The 17,372-nt window shown below is 66.8% G+C and carries 11 protein-coding genes and 1 pseudogene; 6 read left to right on the top strand and 6 right to left on the bottom strand.

Translation table 11 applies throughout. The annotated features are described in order from the left end of the window. Window positions 1-19: 19 nt before the first annotated feature. Both gatA and gatC read right to left on the bottom strand, forming a co-directional pair. A complete protein-coding gene (gatA, locus tag BMX93_RS03955) occupies window positions 20-1,549 on the bottom strand; it encodes an Asp-tRNA(Asn)/Glu-tRNA(Gln) amidotransferase subunit GatA (RefSeq protein ID WP_091968354.1) in 1,530 nt (509 codons plus the stop codon). 8 nt (window positions 1,550-1,557) lie between these two features. Further along, on the bottom strand, window positions 1,558-1,878 hold the full coding sequence (gene gatC, locus BMX93_RS03950; protein WP_218139208.1) for an Asp-tRNA(Asn)/Glu-tRNA(Gln) amidotransferase subunit GatC: 321 nt from the start codon (window positions 1,876-1,878) through the stop codon (window positions 1,558-1,560). Between the two features lie 273 nt (window positions 1,879-2,151). Between gatC and BMX93_RS03945 the strand changes: the two genes are divergently transcribed. Continuing rightward, window positions 2,152-2,712 (top strand): ACT domain-containing protein, encoded by a 561-nt coding sequence (locus tag BMX93_RS03945; RefSeq protein ID WP_177170059.1) that lies wholly within the window; start codon window positions 2,152-2,154, stop codon window positions 2,710-2,712. 96 nt (window positions 2,713-2,808) lie between these two features. Here the strand turns inward: BMX93_RS03945 and BMX93_RS03940 are convergent, their stop codons facing one another. The 4 genes and pseudogenes from BMX93_RS03940 to BMX93_RS03925 form a co-directional block, all read right to left on the bottom strand. Further along, window positions 2,809-3,429: a hypothetical protein gene (locus BMX93_RS03940; RefSeq protein ID WP_091968258.1), complete on the bottom strand. Its 621-nt coding sequence runs from the start codon at window positions 3,427-3,429 to the stop codon at window positions 2,809-2,811. Window positions 3,430-3,669: 240 nt separating this feature from the next. Then, window positions 3,670-6,003 (bottom strand): annotated as a pseudogene (locus tag BMX93_RS03935) (alkaline phosphatase family protein); the annotation flags it as partial. A 124-nt stretch (window positions 6,004-6,127) separates the two neighbouring features. Beyond that, window positions 6,128-6,334, bottom strand: coding sequence for a hypothetical protein (locus tag BMX93_RS03930; RefSeq protein ID WP_091968255.1), 207 nt, complete (start codon window positions 6,332-6,334; stop codon window positions 6,128-6,130). Window positions 6,335-6,408: 74 nt separating this feature from the next. Continuing rightward, a complete protein-coding gene (locus tag BMX93_RS03925; protein WP_177170056.1) occupies window positions 6,409-7,371 on the bottom strand; it encodes a uroporphyrinogen decarboxylase/cobalamine-independent methonine synthase family protein in 963 nt (320 codons plus the stop codon). A 219-nt stretch (window positions 7,372-7,590) separates the two neighbouring features. On the opposite strand from BMX93_RS03925, the gene glgX reads away from it, so the two are divergent. The 5 genes from glgX to glgB all read left to right on the top strand — a co-directional run bounded on the left by glgX (window position 7,591) and on the right by glgB (window position 17,310). Continuing rightward, a complete protein-coding gene (gene glgX, locus BMX93_RS03920) occupies window positions 7,591-9,780 on the top strand; it encodes a glycogen debranching protein GlgX (RefSeq protein ID WP_091968350.1) in 2,190 nt (729 codons plus the stop codon). Window positions 9,781-9,827: 47 nt separating this feature from the next. Next, a complete protein-coding gene (locus BMX93_RS03915) occupies window positions 9,828-12,167 on the top strand; it encodes an alpha-1,4-glucan--maltose-1-phosphate maltosyltransferase (protein WP_245725722.1) in 2,340 nt (779 codons plus the stop codon). Window positions 12,168-12,324: 157 nt separating this feature from the next. Further along, window positions 12,325-14,037 carry a maltose alpha-D-glucosyltransferase gene (gene treS, locus BMX93_RS03910; RefSeq protein WP_091968347.1) on the top strand — a complete coding sequence of 571 codons (1,713 nt, stop codon included), beginning with the start codon at window positions 12,325-12,327 and terminating at the stop codon, window positions 14,035-14,037. Continuing rightward, on the top strand, window positions 14,034-15,401 hold the full coding sequence (locus BMX93_RS03905; RefSeq protein ID WP_091968248.1) for a phosphotransferase: 1,368 nt from the start codon (window positions 14,034-14,036) through the stop codon (window positions 15,399-15,401). Before treS ends, BMX93_RS03905 begins: the two co-directional genes overlap by 4 nt. Beyond that, window positions 15,391-17,310 carry a 1,4-alpha-glucan branching protein GlgB gene (gene glgB / locus BMX93_RS03900; protein ID WP_091968246.1) on the top strand — a complete coding sequence of 640 codons (1,920 nt, stop codon included), beginning with the start codon at window positions 15,391-15,393 and terminating at the stop codon, window positions 17,308-17,310. Before BMX93_RS03905 ends, glgB begins: the two co-directional genes overlap by 11 nt. Window positions 17,311-17,372 lie beyond the last annotated feature (62 nt).

Raw genomic sequence — 17,372 nt, 5'->3', positions numbered from 1 at the left:
TCGGTGCTGTACTCGCTGCTCACTTGCTGTCTCCCTTGAGCTTCGAACCGGCCAATGCGGGCGCCTTCGCCAGCAGCGGGCCACCCCACTGGGCGCGCAATTCGCGTTCGAGAGCGGCCCCCACCCGGTACACACGGTCGTCGCCGAGCACCGGCGCCATCACCTGGAAGCCGACCGGAAGACCGTCGTTCGGGTCGAGGCCGCAGGGGAACGAGCCGGCAGCCAGCCCAGCCAGGTTGCTGGGGATGGTGCACAGATCGCCCTTGTACATGGCGAGCGGGTCATCGACCTTCTCACCGAGCCGGTACGCGGTGGTGGGCGCCACGGGCGAGACGAGCACGTCGGCCTGTTGGAAGGCTGCCTCGACATCGCGGGCTATCAGGGTGCGCATCTTCTGCGCCGAGCCGTAGTAGGCGTCGTAGTAGCCCGCCGACAACGCATAGGTGCCCAGGATGATGCGGCGCTTCACCTCGGCCCCGAAACCCTGGCCCCGGGTCGCCCTCATGACCTGCTCCGCGGAGTGCCTGGCATCGTCGCCGACCCGCAGGCCGTAGCGCATCGCATCGTAGCGAGCCAGATTGCTCGACATCTCGCTGGGCATGATGAGGTAGTAGGTGGCCATCGCCTGCTCGAAATGCGGGCAGCTCACCTCGACGATCTCAGCCCCGGCCTTGGCGAGAAGGTCGAGCGTCTCGGCGAACCGCTGCTCCACTCCCGGCGCATATCCCTCACCGCCGAGTTCCGTGACGACACCGATGCGCATCCCGCTCACGTCGCCGTTGCGGGCCGCGGACAGGACCGCTGGCACTGCGACGTCGAGCGAGGTGGAGTCCGCCGGGTCGTAGCCGGCAATGATCTCGTGCAGGGCGGCCGCATCGGCAACCGTGCGGGCACATGGCCCGCACTGGTCAAGGCTGGAGGCCATGGCAATGATCCCGTAACGGCTCACGGCACCATAGGTGGGCTTGACACCGACAGTTCCGGTCATCGCGGCGGGCTGGCGGATCGACCCTCCAGTGTCGGTCCCGATCGCCAGTGGCGCCTCCCAGGCAGCGATCGCCGCCACCGAGCCGCCACTGGATCCGCCGGGAATCCGGTCGAGATCCCACGGATTGCGAGTCGGGCCGAAACCCGAGGTCTCGGTGGAGCCGCCGCACGCGAACTCGTCAAGATTGGTCTTGCCGAGGATCACCAGGCCGGCCTCGAGCATCTTGCGCACGACCGTGGCGTCATAGGGAGACCGCCAGCCTTCCAGGATCCTGGACCCCGCCGTCGTGGGCAAGTTGCGGTAGCACAGCAGATCCTTCACCGCCACCGGGACGCCGGCGAGCGGTGAGGGCAGGTCCTCGCCGGCGGCACGCCGCGCGTCAACCGCCGCAGCCTGTTCCAGGGCGCCGTGGTGATCGACGCTGAGGAAGGCATGCACCTGCGGCTCCACGGCATCGATCTGGTCGAGGAAGGCCTGGGTGATCTCAACGCTGCTCTGTTCGCCGGCCGCAATGCGCCGCCCGAGCTCGAGAGCGTCGGCCCGATAGATGTCCGTCGTCACGTTCTGCCTCACTGCGCGTTCGAGTCGTCGATGATGCGCGGAACGCGGAACCGCTGCTCGACGACTGCGGGGGCGCCGGCCAGCATCGCCTCGGGTGCGAAGGACGGCGTGCAGATGTCCTCGCGCATCACATTGGTCTGCTGCACGGCATGGGAAATCGGCGCGATGTCCAGATCGGCGACCTCGGACACCGAAGCGACGGCATCGAGGATCACGTCGATCTGGGGGGCCAGCTCTGCCAGCTCCTGGTCGGTGAGCTCGATCCGTGCCAAGTCGGCAAGCCGGCTGACATCCTGGGGAGAAACGGCCACGATCACCTGCTCCTTCATGGACGGACAGCTGTCCGCCGTTGCTGCGCGCTCGGCGGTGCCCGCCGGAGGGTTCCGAGGGCCCATCCTATCGGTCTGCCGGCAGGGTCCTCATCGGTGCCGCAGCGCCCGCTCGCGGGAGGCGGACAGCACACCGGTGCTCCCAGCGCGAAACAAGACTTTTACCCAGACCGCTCGGCTGTCGTTTGGCGAGTTTGACACACTTGGGGCGTGTTGCTCCTGCGCGTAGAACTGCCAGACCGTCCCGGTGCCCTGGGCCATGTCGCCACGGCCATGGGAACGGTGGGCGCCGACATCAGTGCCATCGAGATCGTGGAGAAGCACGGGGACGGCAGCGTCATCGACGATTTCATCCTCACCATGCCGCCCGGTTCCCTCGCCGAGACGATCATCAGTGCCTGTGCCGAGGTGCCCGATGTGCGCGTCCTGTGGCTCTCGCGCTATCCCGACCAGTGGAACATCGAGAGCGATATCGAGGCCATCAACCGGATGTCGAAGCACCGCGGCCGGGCCGCCCAGATTCTCACCGACGATGCGACGACAGTCTTCCGCTGCGAATGGGCCGCGCTCGTGAACCGACAGACCCGCGAAGTGGTGCACGCCACCGACAAGGCACCCGAGTTCACCCCTGCCCAGATCGATGCCCTGGGAGATCTCTCTGCTCCGGTGCGACGCGAGATGGGTGCTGACTGGATGCCCGACTGGGGTGAGGTGACGGTCGCCGGCGCTCCCGTCGACGAGCAGCGCACGCTGCTGCTGGGGCGCCAGGGCGGCCCGGCCTTCCTCGACTCCGAGCTGTTCCGTCTCGAGCACCTGGCATCGGCTGCCCGCTGATCCGACGGTTCGCCCGAGGCGAGCCCTGACGCCCGGCTGCACCTGGCCCCGATGAGGAATCGGACCAGGTGCAGCCGGGCGGGCAGTGTCAGGCCCTCAGTCGATCTCGGCGATGTAGTCCCAGACCGCAGCCACGTGTCTGCCGTCGGGTGCCCAGCGGATCAAGCCCTCGCCCGAGGGCAGCCAGGCGTGCACCTTCACTGTCAGGGTCTGGCCCGGGTTGATCGTTGCGGGCGGTGCTCCCTGCCCCGGCGCCAGTTCCAGATGGTGGATTCCCCCGGCGTCGTCGGTGGCCGTCACTGTGGCGAGATCCAAGGGGATCGGCGCAGATGCCTGCTGGAAGCTGAGCGTGAAGCCGCAGTCCACGGAGGAGGCCTCAGGGTCACCGCTGGTGCGGTCGACATCGGGGCCGACGACGTTCGTCACGACGCTGCTGTTGTCCTTGAGCACGACGCGGACCGCCACCCCCTGCATGGAGACGGCAGGTGTGGCCGCCGTTCCGGCAATGAGCTGATTGCCCGTCGAGCCGCTGGGCAGATAGCTGGGCAGCGACCTGGACGCCAGCTGCACTCGCTGCTCGCTGGGGCTGGTTGCGGCAGGCGAACTCGCCGCCGCGCAGCCGGCTGCCGCAGCGCTCAGCAGGCCGGCGGCCAGCACGGCACCAGCCGCCCGACGCCACATGGCGGGCCGCACCGTGGGTTTCTTGCGAATGGTCATTTTCCTTCACTTCCTGGGACGGTGCCCCGGGCCGGAGCCCGGGGCACACGATGCGGACACGGCTCAGTCGCGCCGGCGCCGGACGATTGCCCGGGTGAGGGCCGCTGCACCGGCGGCCGCAGCAACGCCAGCCAGTGCCACGCCACCGAGCTCACTGCCAGTGAGCGGCAGCCCCGGATTGGCTCGCCCGGGCGTGGCGCCCGGTGCCTGAGCGGAGCTGGCGTTCCCTGGCGCCGGAGAGGACGCCGAGGCAGAGCCGGACGGCGAGGCCGAGCTGGACGCCGAGGAGGCGGGCGCAGCGGGGCTCCCCGATGACGACGGGCTCTGGGCGGAGCTGGACGACGAGGCCGAGCTGGACGCCGATGGCGAGGCACTCGGCTGATCGCCGGGCAGGCTGTTGAACACATCGGTCCCGAACGGAGCCAGTCCAGCCTGCGCGGCATACCCGAGATGGCCCAGGCCGTCGATCCCGCCGGACACGGTCCCCGCCATGAGGGGCTTGTTGTCGGTGCCCTTGTTCACCTGGTAGATGTCCTCCATCGTGCGCAGCCACGAGTAGTGGTTGTAGTTCACGGTCGAGGTCGTCCCGGGCCTGATGTAGGGGGAGATGAGCACCGAGCCGGTGGCGCCGCCGCCGGGGGTGGCGTCCTGGGCGTTGAAGGTGTCCAGGGGCGTCTGTCCGTCGGTGAGATGTCCCGGGATTCCGGTGGCCGAGAGGCTGATCTTCGTCACCGGAGCGGTTGTCTGCAGCGGATTGCCGTTCTTGTCCACGAGGGTGATCGTGGCGTCGCTGGGTGCCTGGGAGGAGGTCGAGACCATGGTCGGCCCGGCATCGGCCACCTGGCCCACGTAGGCGCCGTCGGGAATCCCCTCGCCGGTCACTGCCCGTCCGATGTCCTTCGTGCTCGCCACGTTCTTCTGGGCAGAACCTGGGATCGTCACGGTCGTCGAGCCCGCGGGTGCGGTGGCAGTGTACGAGGAGCTCCCCGAGAAGCTCGAACTGGTGTTCTTGGCGCCGGAGACACAGTTCGACTTGTCGGCATTCACCAACGAGGTGTCCTGCTCACACGAGGGCGGGCGGGTGATGTACCCGTTGTCGCCGGGGCCGGGGAACAGCTGATTCCCGAACTTGTCGGTGTCGAGCGTCGAGTTCGGGCCGGTGGGCTCCCAGTTGACATTCTGCCCATTGATGTTCTGGCCTGCGGCGTCGGCATTCACATAGTTCTTGGCCATCGGGCCGGGCTCGGGGAACTGACCTGCCGGGTACTGCTGGTAGCCGGGATCGGCCGCCGGATTCGAGGGGTTCGAGTACTGGTACTTCTCGTTCTCGCGGGCGTCCTTGGCGACGGTCGTGTCATCGGTGGCGTTGTTGAAGCTCATCCCGTAGAACGGCGGGTTCGCCTCGTCGAAGGTGATGTCGATGAGTCCGCCATCCTGGAAGGCTGCGGACTTCTCGATGAGCGGGATGTAGTACTTCAGCCACAGATCCCCGGCATAGAGCCCGCCGGTGTGATTCTTTGGCGGGGTGTTGAGCGGAAGCGAGTAGTCCGGGTTGCCGTTGTCGTCGAACAGCCCCGAGAGGTTGTTTCCCACGCACACCGCATCGTGGGCGTCCGAGCAGTTGTTCGGCGTGATCCAGTTGAAGGCCGGCACCTCATTGGCAGGCTTCGCGAGATCGGCGACGAGGCCCTTGGAAGGGTCGTCGGCGTTCACGATGTGCGAGGAATCGCTGTCGGTGCCACCGTTCGCCGGCGTTGTGAGGGCGTCGGAACCGTCACCCTTGTCGCCGATGATCGAATGGAACCACGGGAAGGGGAAGTGCTTGGCGACGTACTGGTCGTTGGCCTGGGCCCCGGTGAAGGAGGTGATGCCGTTCGCCTTGTCCGCGGCGCTCGCCTTCATCGTGCGCGGGTTGGTCGTTGGGTTGTTCGCCAGCGTTCCCGGCGAGCCCGCCAGCCCGTCCTCGCGCCCGGGCTGATTCCCGAGATCCTGGGCATATCCCTTCCATGTGACACCGGCCGCATCGAACTGATTGAACAGTGTGGCGGTGTCCTTCGGGTAGGTGCAGCCATTCGTGCCGTCCGGGGAGTTGGCCCCGCTCGTCGACAGCACCTGGCCGTAGTTGTCGGTCTGGCCGAATGGCGTGCCGCTGTGCTTGGTGATGATGCTGGCAGCCGAACCCAGATCGGTGTTCGCCTGGTCGCAGTCGGACTGCACGTCGAGCGAGGCGGACTGCCCGGAGACCATGGAGGTGTAGTTGTCCATGCTGTAGTGGCCGGTGCCGAAGTAGTTCTTCAGCAGCACGCCCTGGCTGGGCAGCGTCTTCCACAGATAGGAGTTCTGATTGAGGCCGGTGAAGGTCGCGTCGTAAGACTTGTTCTCCAGGATGATGAGCCAGGTGTGCTTGATCTGGCCGGGCTTGAGGCCCGTGGACGTAATGGTCGCCGAGGTGGGCGCCGAGGGAGTGGGGCCGGCCAGAGCCGGTCGTGTGGGAATGGCAATACCTGCGGCCACAAGCGTGGTAGCCGCGACAATCCCCAAGAGCCGTGCTCGAGGGACATGGAATGAGAACACCTGACCGGAGTACTCCCCCAAGGCATCCGCGGATTCTCCTGGAGATGAACTCCAGGTGAACGGGCCATGCCCGCAGATGCGACCAACGCTGCCTCCCGGCCGGAACCGGATGAGGCGCGCACTGTCACTGGCCCATGAGGATGCGGTAGAAGACGTACATGAGGACGCCGACGAGGCTTGCCGCGAGGACAAAGACCGCCGCTGCCCACACCCTCAGCCTCTTCTTGCGGCGAGTCGTCGCCACCAGCTCCGGCCCCCACTCGCCCAGTCGGGGACGCGCCCGCACGGGCGCACCGCCGTCGAGATCGAGGTTGGAGAAGAAGCGGCTCATGACATCCAGTCTAGGAGCCGGCGGACGCATGCGGCTGTGCATCGGATGTGAGTCCATGTCCCGGGCCACCTCGGTCAGCCCCGGGCCACCTTGGCCAGCTCCGCCAAGGACCGCCAGGCCACCGAGCGCTCCACGCCCGCCAGTCCGCAGGCCGGGGTGAGCACCAGAGCCTCACGCTCCTGCTCATCGAGTTCCAGCCGCGAGCAGACCTCCTCACGTTGCCGCGTCATGAAAGCGCTGCCCGCCTCCATCTGGTGGGTCGGCACCACGCCGAGCCATGCCTGACGGCCCTGCTGGCACCACTGGGCCAGCCTGTCCCATGACGACCCTCTCAGGACAGCGGTGTCGATGCTGGGGGCGTCCGCGCCGCTGTCGAGGATGACTCCCAGCGGCAACTCGTCGTCGCAACAGTGCACGACGACGATGTCGCCGCCCGCCGCCTTCGCCTGGGCGATGGCCGCGCCCAGCGCGTCGCGCACCTCCGGTTCCTCGACCGGCGGCAAGCTGTGGCGTCCCGATTCGTCGGGGATCACGCCTGTGAGCACCTGGCCGAGGCAGGGCTCGTCGATCTGGACGGCCACCGGCGCGCCGATGACCCGCCGGACCCAGGCGAGGTGTGTGTCCAGGGCAGCGCCCCAGGCCTGGCAGATATCGCGGCGGGCTCCAGGGTCGCCGATGGAGCGCCCGCCGCGCGGCAGGTCGACGCAGGCACTGAGCGTCCAGGGGCCCATCGTCGTGATGGTCAGCCTGCCCGGCCAGTCATCGATGTTCTCGGCGAGCACGTCGATGTCGTCGAGCAGGGTGCGCCGCGCTCGGCGCGCGAGGATCGAGGGACCCAGGCTCAGCCGCCACCCGGCGGGCTGGCGGTCGAAGGGCAGATCCTCCAGCAGGCACATGGTGCGCGCGAACATCGACGCGTGGGGTCCACGATCGGGCAGCTCGGGAAGCGGGGCCCGATCGGGGAAGACACCGAGCACGGCGCGGATCGTCGCTGCCATGCCGGTTCCGGCGAACGAGCCAAGGGCAGTGGCGATCATGGGGTCATCACCGGACCCTCGATGCTCTCGCGAACCAACCAGACGGACATGGAGCCTCCTTGCAGTGGTCGTCCTTGGCGCACGCTGGACAGGGCTGCGACTAGGGAAGTACATGTTAGGTTACGGCGCGATCGTTAAGCTGAACCACGGACACGAAGCAGGACCGCCCATGTCCGGACAATCACCATGGGTGGCGAGGCAACCAAGAAAGCACGGCGCATGACTGAACTGACACGGGCGCAGGTCTCGGACATCCTTGGGGCACATCTGAGCGCCACCGGGTGCACGTTCGGCTTGTGGGCCCCCCGGGCCGACCGCGTCGAGCTGGCCCTGGTCGACGACCAGGGGAACACCCAGCGCAATATCGACATGGACCGTCAAGGCGGCATCTGGACGACCTCGGTCCCCGGTGTCGAGGCCGGGCAGCGCTACGGTTTCCGGATCGACGGAGCATGGGACCCCGGCCAGGGGCTCCGCGCCAATCCCGCGAAGCTGCTCGTCGACCCCTATGCGCGCGCCATCACCGCGGGGGTCGACTTCACCGGCCCGATCTTCGATCACGTGCCCGACGACTTCTACACCCGCGACAACCGCGATTCAGCAACATCGGTTCCGCTGTCGGTCGTCGTCGCCGACACTCCCGCGCCGGAACCGATCGCCCGGCGCCGTCCGCTCAGCGAGTGCGTCATCTACGAGGCCCATGTGAAGGGATTCACGCGGCTGCACCCCCAGGTGCCCGAGCACCTGCGCGGTCACTATGGCGGGATCGCCTATCCCGCGGTCGTCAAGCACCTCACCGATCTGGGCGTCAATGCGATCGAGCTGCTGCCAGTGCACCACTTCGTCTCCGAGCCGTTCATCATCGGGCGCGGGCTGTCGAACTACTGGGGGTACAACACCCTCGGCTTCTTCGCCCCCCATGCCGCCTACTGTTCGGTGGGCACCGAGGGCGACCAGGTGGCCGAGTTCAAGTCCATGGTCACCGCCCTGCACCGGGCCGGCATCGAGGTGATCCTCGACGTCGTCTACAACCACACCTGCGAGGGCAACCACGAGGGACCCACGCTGAGCTTCCGTGGCATCGACCACCAGGGCTACTACCGGCTCACCGATGATTTGCGCAATGACTACGACGTCACCGGGTGCGGCAATTCCGTGGACACGGCCCATGCCGACGTCCTGGCGCTCGTCATGGACTCGCTGCACTATTGGGTCACCCAGATGGGGGTGGACGGTTTCCGCTTCGATCTGGCCAGCACCCTCATCCGCAATGGAGACCACCAGGTCGACCTGAACCACGAGTTCAAGCGCCAGATCGCTGCCGATCCGGTCCTCAAGGACATCAAGATGATCGCCGAGCCCTGGGACATGGGGCCCAACGGCTATCTCGTGGGTGCCTGGGGTCCGGGGTGGAGCGAGTGGAACGACCGCTATCGCGGCTATGTCCGCGACTACTGGCGAAGCCAAGTGCACGGTGTCGACGAACTGGCCACCCGCCTCGCCGGGTCGACCGACATCTTCAACCACAATGGACGCCCGGCGTCCTCCTCGATCAATTTCATCAACGCCCACGACGGATTCGCGCTGCGCGATCTGGTCACCTACAACTCCAAGCACAACGAGGCCAATGGCGAAGAGAACCGCGACGGCTCCAACGACAACCGATCGTGGAACTGCGGCGTGGAGGGCGAGACGGACGACCCCACGATCAATGCGCTGCGGCACCGGCAGGTGCGCAATATGCTCGCCACGCTCCTGCTGTCCGACGGCGTGCCGATGTTCTGCGCCGGCGACGAGATGGGGCGCACCCAGCAGGGCAACAACAACGCCTACTGTCAGGACGGGCCGATCAACTGGGTGAACTGGAGCCTCCAGGACGAGTGGCACGATGTCGGCACCCTGGCGCGCACGCTCATCGGGCTGCGCCAGCAGTACCCGCTGTTGCGCCCCGCGCAGTTCCGTGATCGCCACGATGTGGTGCGCGCCGACGGCACCCCGCTCGGCCGCCTCACCATCGCCTGGTTCAACGGTGGCGGGGGGCAGATGACGCAGGACGACTGGAACGATGGTGCGCGCCGCCTGCTGGGCATGTATGTCTCCGATGAATCCGACACGGCGTTCCTCAACTGGTTCCATTCGGGCCCCGAGCCCGCAGCGGTGACATTGCCCGCCGAACAGTGGGGCACGCACTTCGAGGTGGTGGCCACCAGCGCCGAGCCCGGTGAGCTGGCCGAGAGCTATCAGCCCGGTGAGACGTTCACGCTGCCTGCGCGCACAGTCGTTGTGCTCAAGGCGACGACCCTCTCGGTCGCCCAGGCCGACGAGAAGGCCGCCGCCGAGACCACGACATCGGACGAGGCCGGGGTGACCCAGGACGAGGCCTCCCCCGAGGAGAATTCGCAGGCCTGAATTCTCTCGCTGTGTTCCCGGGCGTTCCTGACCGGTAGCGTTGAGGCGTGTTCAGCCGAGACAAGAAGAGCCGATGGCTGCGTGGCCGGCCCGCCGATCCCGACATGGTGCCCCAGCCCGATGACGCCCCTCACACCATGGCGCCCGCACAGCCGGCCGCCCCGGGAGTCATTGATCCGCCCGGCGAGCCCATCGTGTCCGCCGAGCCCACGAGCACCGGCGAGCCGGCCGTGTCCGCCGAGCCCACGAGCACCGGCGAGCCGGTATCGGACTTGAGCACCCACCGTCCGGCCTCCTCGTCCGAGCCGTCGCCCGACGAGGAACCCGCACCGCGTCACGCCGCCGCCGATGACCCCGCGGCCCAGGACCCGGCGCGCACGGCGGCCGGCATCCGACCGCGCCGCGCAGTGCCCCGAGGTTTCGGGCGCATCCCGATCCACAACGTGTGGCCTGTTCTCGAGAATGGTGTGTATCCGGCCAAGGCGACCGAGGGTGAGACCATCGAGGTGGGAGCCAATATCTTCCGGGAAGGTCACGATCTGCTCGGTGCCACCATCGTGCTCACCGGCCCCGACGGCTCCCAGACACGCGCGCAGATGGCCCAGGCAGAACCCCTTGGCCTGGACATCTGGAAGGGGGAGGTCACCGTGGGTGCGCCCGGCGACTACCGCTTTCGGATTGAGGCATACGACGACCGCTGGGGCAGCTGGCAACACAATGCGCTCATCAAGCTCGACGTGGGCCAAGATGTCGCGCTCGTCTGCCTGGAGGGTCGCGAACTGCTCGCCGAGGCCAAGACCGGTGCGCAGGAGGCCGGCGACGGCGTCGCCGAATGGCTGCTCGCCGAGGCCTCCTGGCTGCTCGACCCGGCCGCGCCGGTCGACCAGCTTCGGGCCGTCGCCACCCGCGAGGACATCGGTGAGTTCATGGTCAACTTCTGCCCCCGCAGGCTGCTCACCTCGACCCGCGAGTTCCCTGTGGTCGTCCACCGCAGACGCGCACAGTTCTCTGCCTGGTACGAGTTCTTCCCCCGCTCGATCGGTGCGGTGCGCCACGAGGACGGCTCGTGGACCTCGGGCACGCTGGCGTCCAGCGAGCCGATGCTCGACCACATCGCCTCCATGGGATTCGACGTGGCCTATATCCCGCCGGTCAATCCCATCGGGCGAGCCTTCCGCAAGGGCGCCAACAACGCGCTCGAGGCCGGACCCAATGACCCTGGCTCGCCGTGGGCCATCGGCTCTCCCGAGGGGGGCCATGACGCGGTCAACCCTGCGCTGGGCACGATCGAGGACTTCGACCACTTCGTCGCCCACGCTCGCGAGCTGGGTCTGGAAGTGGCGCTGGACTTCGCGCTCCAGGCGTCCCCCGATCACCCATGGGTCACCAGCCATCCCCAGTGGTTCACGACGCGAGCGGACGGCACGATCGCCTATGCGGAGAATCCGCCGAAGAAGTACCAGGACATCTACCCGCTCAACTTCGACAACGATCCCGCGGGGATCTATGCCGAGGCGCTGCGTCTCCTGGAGTTCTGGATCGATCACGGGGTGACGATCTTCCGGGTGGACAATCCGCACACCAAACCGGTGGATTTCTGGGCATGGCTCACCGCCCGGTTGCACGAGTCCCACCCGGACGTGCTTCTGCAGGCCGAGGCATTCACTCGCCCGGAGATGATGCACGCATTGGCCACGGTGGGCTTCCACCTGTCATACACATATTTCACCTGGCGCAATACGAAACAGGAACTGGGCGACTATCTGTGGGAGCTCTCCCACGACTCGATTGCCTTTTTCCGACCGAATTTCTTCACGAACACCCCTGATATCAATCCGTCCTTCACGCACTCCGGAAACCCGGCGGCGTTCGCGATCCGCACCGTGCTGGCCGCCACCATGTCGCCGGCGTGGGGGGTGTATTCCGGGTTCGAGCTGTTCGAGCACGACGTACTGCGGCCCGGTGGCGAGGAGTACCTCGACTCCGAGAAATACGAGTTCCGGCCGCGCGACTTCGATGCCCAGCCCAATCTCAACGATCTCATGGGCCGGCTCAACCAGGTCCGCCACGAGCACCCTGCCCTCCAGCAGCTGCGACACACCCAGGTGCTGGCCACCGACCACGACAAGCTGTTCGCGTTCAGCAAGCGTGAGGGAGACGACCGGATCGTCGTCGTCGTGAGCCTGGACCCCGATTTCACCGCCGAGGGCACCGTGGAGATCGACTTTGGCGCGCTCGGCCTTCCCGCCGGTACCCCGCTTGAGGCGCACGACGAACTCACCGGGGCTGACTTCACCTGGGGCCAGCGCAATTACGTGAGGCTGTGGCCTGCCCAGCCGGCCCATATCCTCACAGTGACACCAGTCGAGGCGGCGCAGCCGAGGTGAGCGCAGCTGGAGGCGACGACGAGAACACCGCGCGATACCGCGGCAAGGAGTGCGTGTGAGCATCAGTGACGATCAGTCCGGCATTCACGGCGAGCCGGACGAGGATGCCGTCGAAATCGAGGAACAGATCACCGAGGACGAGCTGGCCCGTCTGGAGATGGCCCTCTCGCTCGTCCAGCCGGTCGGTGCCATCGACACCAGCAACAGGGACTGGTTCCGCACGGCGGTGTTCTACGAGGTGATGGTGCGTTCCTTCGCCGACTCCGATGGCGATGGGGTAGGAGACCTGGCCGGCCTGACGGCCCGGCTGGACTATCTGCAGTGGCTCGGCGTGAACTGCCTGTGGCTGCCACCCTTCTTCGACTCGCCGATGGCCGATGGCGGCTACGACGTGACAAACTACAAGGCCATTTCCCCCGATGTCGGGACACTGGCCGAGTTCGGTAAATTCATCGACGCCGCACACGACCGGGGCCTGCGGATCATCATCGATTTCGTGATGAACCACACCTCGTCCGATCACCCGTGGTTCAAGGCCTCCCGTGAGGACCCGGCCGGACCCTATGGCGACTACTATGTGTGGCGCAACAAGCCGGACGCCTATCGTGATGCGCGCATCATCTTCGTCGACACCGAGAAATCGAACTGGACTTACGACCCGGTCCGCGGACAGTACTACTGGCATCGGTTCTACTCGCACCAGCCCGATCTGAACTACGAGAACCCCGAAGTGCTCGCCGAGATGATGGACGCCCTGCGCTTCTGGCTCGGCTTCGGAGTCGACGGTTTCCGGCTCGACGCCGTGCCCTATCTCGTGGAGCAGGAAGGCACCAATTGCGAGAACCTGCCCGGCACCCATGACATCCTCAAGAAGGTCCGTGCCATGATGGACGAGGAATTCCCCGGGCGGATCCTGCTGTGCGAGGCCAACCAGTGGCCGCACGAGGTCATCAAATACTTCGGCGACGGCGACGAATGCCAGATGGCCTTCCATTTTCCCGTGATGCCCCGGTTGTACATGGGTTTGGAGCGCCAGACACGCGAGTCCATCACCACGATCCTGGCCGCCACTCCCCCGCTGCCCGAGGGTTGCCAGTGGGCGACCTTCCTGCGCAATCACGACGAGCTGACCCTCGAGATGGTCACCGAGGATGACCGGCAGTACATGTGGCGTCACTACGCCAGCGATCCCCGCATGCGCCTCAACCTGGGTATCCGGCGCCGGCTCGCGCCGCTCATGGGCAACGACCCGCAGAAGATCAGGCTCATGCATGCCCTGCTCCTCTCGCTGCCCGGCTCACCGGTGCTGTACTACGGCGACGAGATCGGCATGGGCGACAACATCCGGCTCAAGGACCGCGACGGAGTGCGCACCCCGATGCAGTGGACCTCGGGACCCTCCGCGGGATTCTCCAGCGCGCCCTCCGACAAGCTCTTCCTGCCGCTCATCGACCAGGAGCCCTATCTCCCGGCAGACGTCAATGTTGCCGATCAGCTCAACGATCCCTCCTCGCTGCTGGTGTGGCTGCGCTCGATGCTGGCCACCCGTGCCCACTTCCCGGTCTTCGGCCTGGGAACCTTCACCGATCTCGGCGGCGAGAACGACGCCGTGCTCAGCTTTCTGCGCTCGCTGGATCGGCCTGGGCTCCAGGGGGCACAGAAGGTCCTGTGCCTCAACAATCTGTCGGGCACTGAGCAGGACGTGCGCCTCTATCTGCCGGACAATGCCGGGGCCACCCCGGCGAGCCTGCTGCGTGCCGAGCGGCTCGAGCCGCTCGGTGCCGACGGGGAGTTCCACTACCGTCTTCCCGCCTGGGGCTTCGCCTGGTTCGAGATCAGCAAGAACCCCGGACCGAGGTCCGACCGATGAGCACCTTGCCCGAGGATCCGCGCTGGGAGCACGTCTCCCGCGCACGATGGTTCGGGGGCAAGGGCCGAGGCGCGGTGCCGCTGGCCCTCGATGCGCTCGACTGGTTCGCCGGGCCGGCGGCAACCGCGCAAGCCCCGGCCTCCCAGCCTCCGGGCGTGCGCTCCGAAATCCTCACGGTCGGCTATCCCGACTCCTCCCGAGAGTTCTACCAGCTGCTGCTCAGCTACCGGGCCGAGCCGCTCGACGGTGCCGTCATCGGACACGACGAGCTGGGCTGGATCCACGACGCGACCAAGGACCCTGAGGCAATCAGCGCGCTGGTGAGGGCGCTGGCTCACCCGCGCAGCTCGCCGGATGGCCCGCACGCCGGTCCGTCCGCCCTACGATGGGCGGCCCATCTTCAGCAGGCGCAGGTCTTCGAGCGGCCGCTGGCTGCCAGGCCCTTCGAGGGGGAGCAGTCCAACAGCACCGTCTTCCTCGGCGACAGCGCACTCGTCAAGTTCTTCCGGCGCCTGGAGCCGGGGCACAACATCGATGTCGAACTGCACGCGGCGCTCGGACGCAGTGGCGTGCACGACGTGGATGCCCTGTACGGCTGGGTGGACGCCGCGCTGCCCGAGCACATCGCCGGTCAGGGCGCCCGGGCGGATTTGCTCATGGTCAGCCAGCAGCTCGAGGTCCTCGACGAGGGCTGGACACTCGGTGTGCACTGCGCCGGCACGGGGACCGATTTCGGCCGGCAGGCCACCGAGCTCGGCGCTGCTCTGGCACGCGTCCATGCGGCGCTGGCACGGGCCTTGCCCACGGAGGAGGTCGACGGCGGACAGCTGGCCGATGCCATGACCGCGCGCCTGGACGCCGCGGCGGCCCAGGCACCCCAGTTGGCTCGTCTGCGCGGGCCCATTGCCGCTGTCTTCGACAGGCTTCGGGGACGCCGGCTGGCGGCCCAGCGCATCCACGGCGATTTCCACCTGGGCCAGACCCTGAGCACCTCGTCGGGCTGGAAGATCATCGACTGGGAGGGCGAGCCGCTCAAGTCCCTCGCGCAGCGCGCCCGGCCCGATTCCGTGTGGCGCGATGTGGCGGGCATGCTCCGCTCGCTGGGCTACGCCCGGGCCGTGGGCCACGGCACGCCGGCCTGGCAGCGGCAGGCAGCAGATGCCTTCCTCACTGCTTACCAGACCCACGCCACGACCCCGCCCGACACCGATACCCTCAGTGCATACGTGGTCGACAAGGCCGTCTACGAGGTGGTCTACGAGACCCACAACCGACCCGGGTGGGTCCACATACCGATGCAGGCCGTCATGGACATCGTTGCTCCCGGCGGCACAGCGACAAGGAGGCCAGAGGATGGCTCATGACAGGTTCGGGAACCTCACCGGATGGGATCTCGAAGGTTTCCACAGCGGAGGCGACACAGAGGCGTGGCGCCGGCTGGGAGCCCATGTCGTCACCGTGCACGACGATGAGCGCGGAGAACTGAGCGGAACGCGCTTCGCGGTGTGGGCGCCCAATGCCCAGCGAGTGCAAGTCATGGGCGACTTCAACTGGTGGCAGGCCGACGAGATGGAGCTCATTCCCGGCACCGGGGTCTGGGGCATCTGGAAGGAAGGGGTCGGGGCCGGCGCCAAGTACAAGTTCAAGGTGCAGGGTGCCGACGGGAACTGGCATGAGAAGGTCGACCCCTATGCCTTCCGCGCCGAGACTCCCCCCTACAACGCATCGATCGTCCACACCACTCACCACGAATGGGCACCTGGCGAGGACGCCTGGCTGAGCCACCGAGCGGAAACCGACCCCTATCACCGCCCGATGAGCATCTACGAGGTGCACCTGGGCAGCTGGCGCAAGACCATGGACTATCGGCAGCTCGCCCAGGCATTGCCCGAGTACGTGTCCTGGATGGGATTCACGCACGTCGAACTGATGCCGGTGATGTCGCATCCCCTGGAGGCCAGCTGGGGATATCAGGTCACCGGCTACTACGCCCCCGACGAGCGGCTCGGTTCGCCCGATGATCTCAAGGTGCTCATCGAGGCGCTGCATGCCGCCGGGATCGGGGTCATTCTCGATTGGGTTCCCGGCCACTTCCCCAAGGATGACTGGGCCCTGGGGCGCTTCGACGGAACAGCGCTGTACGAGCACGCTGACCCGCGCCAGGGCGAGCAGCCTGACTGGGGCACCTATGTGTTCAACTACGGCCGCAATGAGGTGAAGAGCTTCCTCGTCTCGAATGCGCTGTACTGGGTCTCGGAGTTCCACATCGATGCCCTCCGCGTCGATGCAGTGGCGTCGATGCTCTACCTGGACTACTCGCGAGCCGAGGGCGAGTGGATTCCGAATCGCTTCGGGGGCCGCGAGAACCTGGAGGCCATCGATTTTCTGCGCTATGTGAACAAGCATCTCTACGAACGCCAGCCGGGCGTCATGATGATCGCCGAGGAGTCGACGAGCTTCTCCGGCGTCACCGCCCCCGTCCACGAGGGAGGACTGGGTTTCGGGTTCAAGTGGAACATGGGCTGGATGAACGACTCCCTGGAGTACCTCAAGCTCGACCCCATCTACCGGCAGTATCACCACAACGATCTGACCTTCGCCATGGTCTACGCGTACTCGGAGAACTTCATCCTGCCGATCAGCCATGACGAGGTCGTGCACGGCAAGGGATCCATGGTGGACAAGATTCCTCAGGACGACTGGCGCAAGTTCGCGACGCTGCGCACCTTCTACTCGTTCATGTGGTCCTTCCCCGGCAAGCAGCTGCTGTTCATGGGACAGGAGTTCGGTCAGCGCGCGGAGTGGGACGAATCGAAGGGCCTCGAGTGGTGGGTCGACGGGATGCACTGGCACAAGGGCCTGCGCGATCTCATCCGCGAGCTCAACCTGCTGCAGGCACAGGTACCACCGCTGTACCTGCACGACCACGAGCCGGAAGGCTTCCGCTGGATCAACGCCAACGACTGGATGGCCAACACCTATTCATGGCTGCGATTCGGCCAGGACGGCGACATGGTCGCCTGCATCGCCAATTTCTCCCCCGAGCCCTATGTGGCCTACGGCCTTCGGGTGCCCCGCGCAGGCGTGTGGCGCGAGATCCTCAATACGAACGATGCGCGCTGGGACGGCGACGGTGACCATCTCAACGGTGCCCGGCTTGCGGTGCCCCGCGACGACGGGGACGCAGAGGTCGTCGTGAGCGTACCGCCGATGGCCGCGGTATGGCTGCGCTACGATCCCGATGCAGACGAACAGCACTTGTCACAGGGGTGACGGCGGGTGACTCGGCACATCAGGGGGCTGTTCTACGGGGCCACCGGAGTGATCGGCCCCCA

Origin of the sequence: Propionibacterium cyclohexanicum (assembly GCF_900111365.1) — a bacterium.
Lineage (GTDB): Bacteria > Actinomycetota > Actinomycetes > Propionibacteriales > Propionibacteriaceae > Propionibacterium > Propionibacterium cyclohexanicum.
Note: the sequence above shows the minus strand (reverse complement) of the source record. Positions and strands in the feature narration are given on the sequence as shown.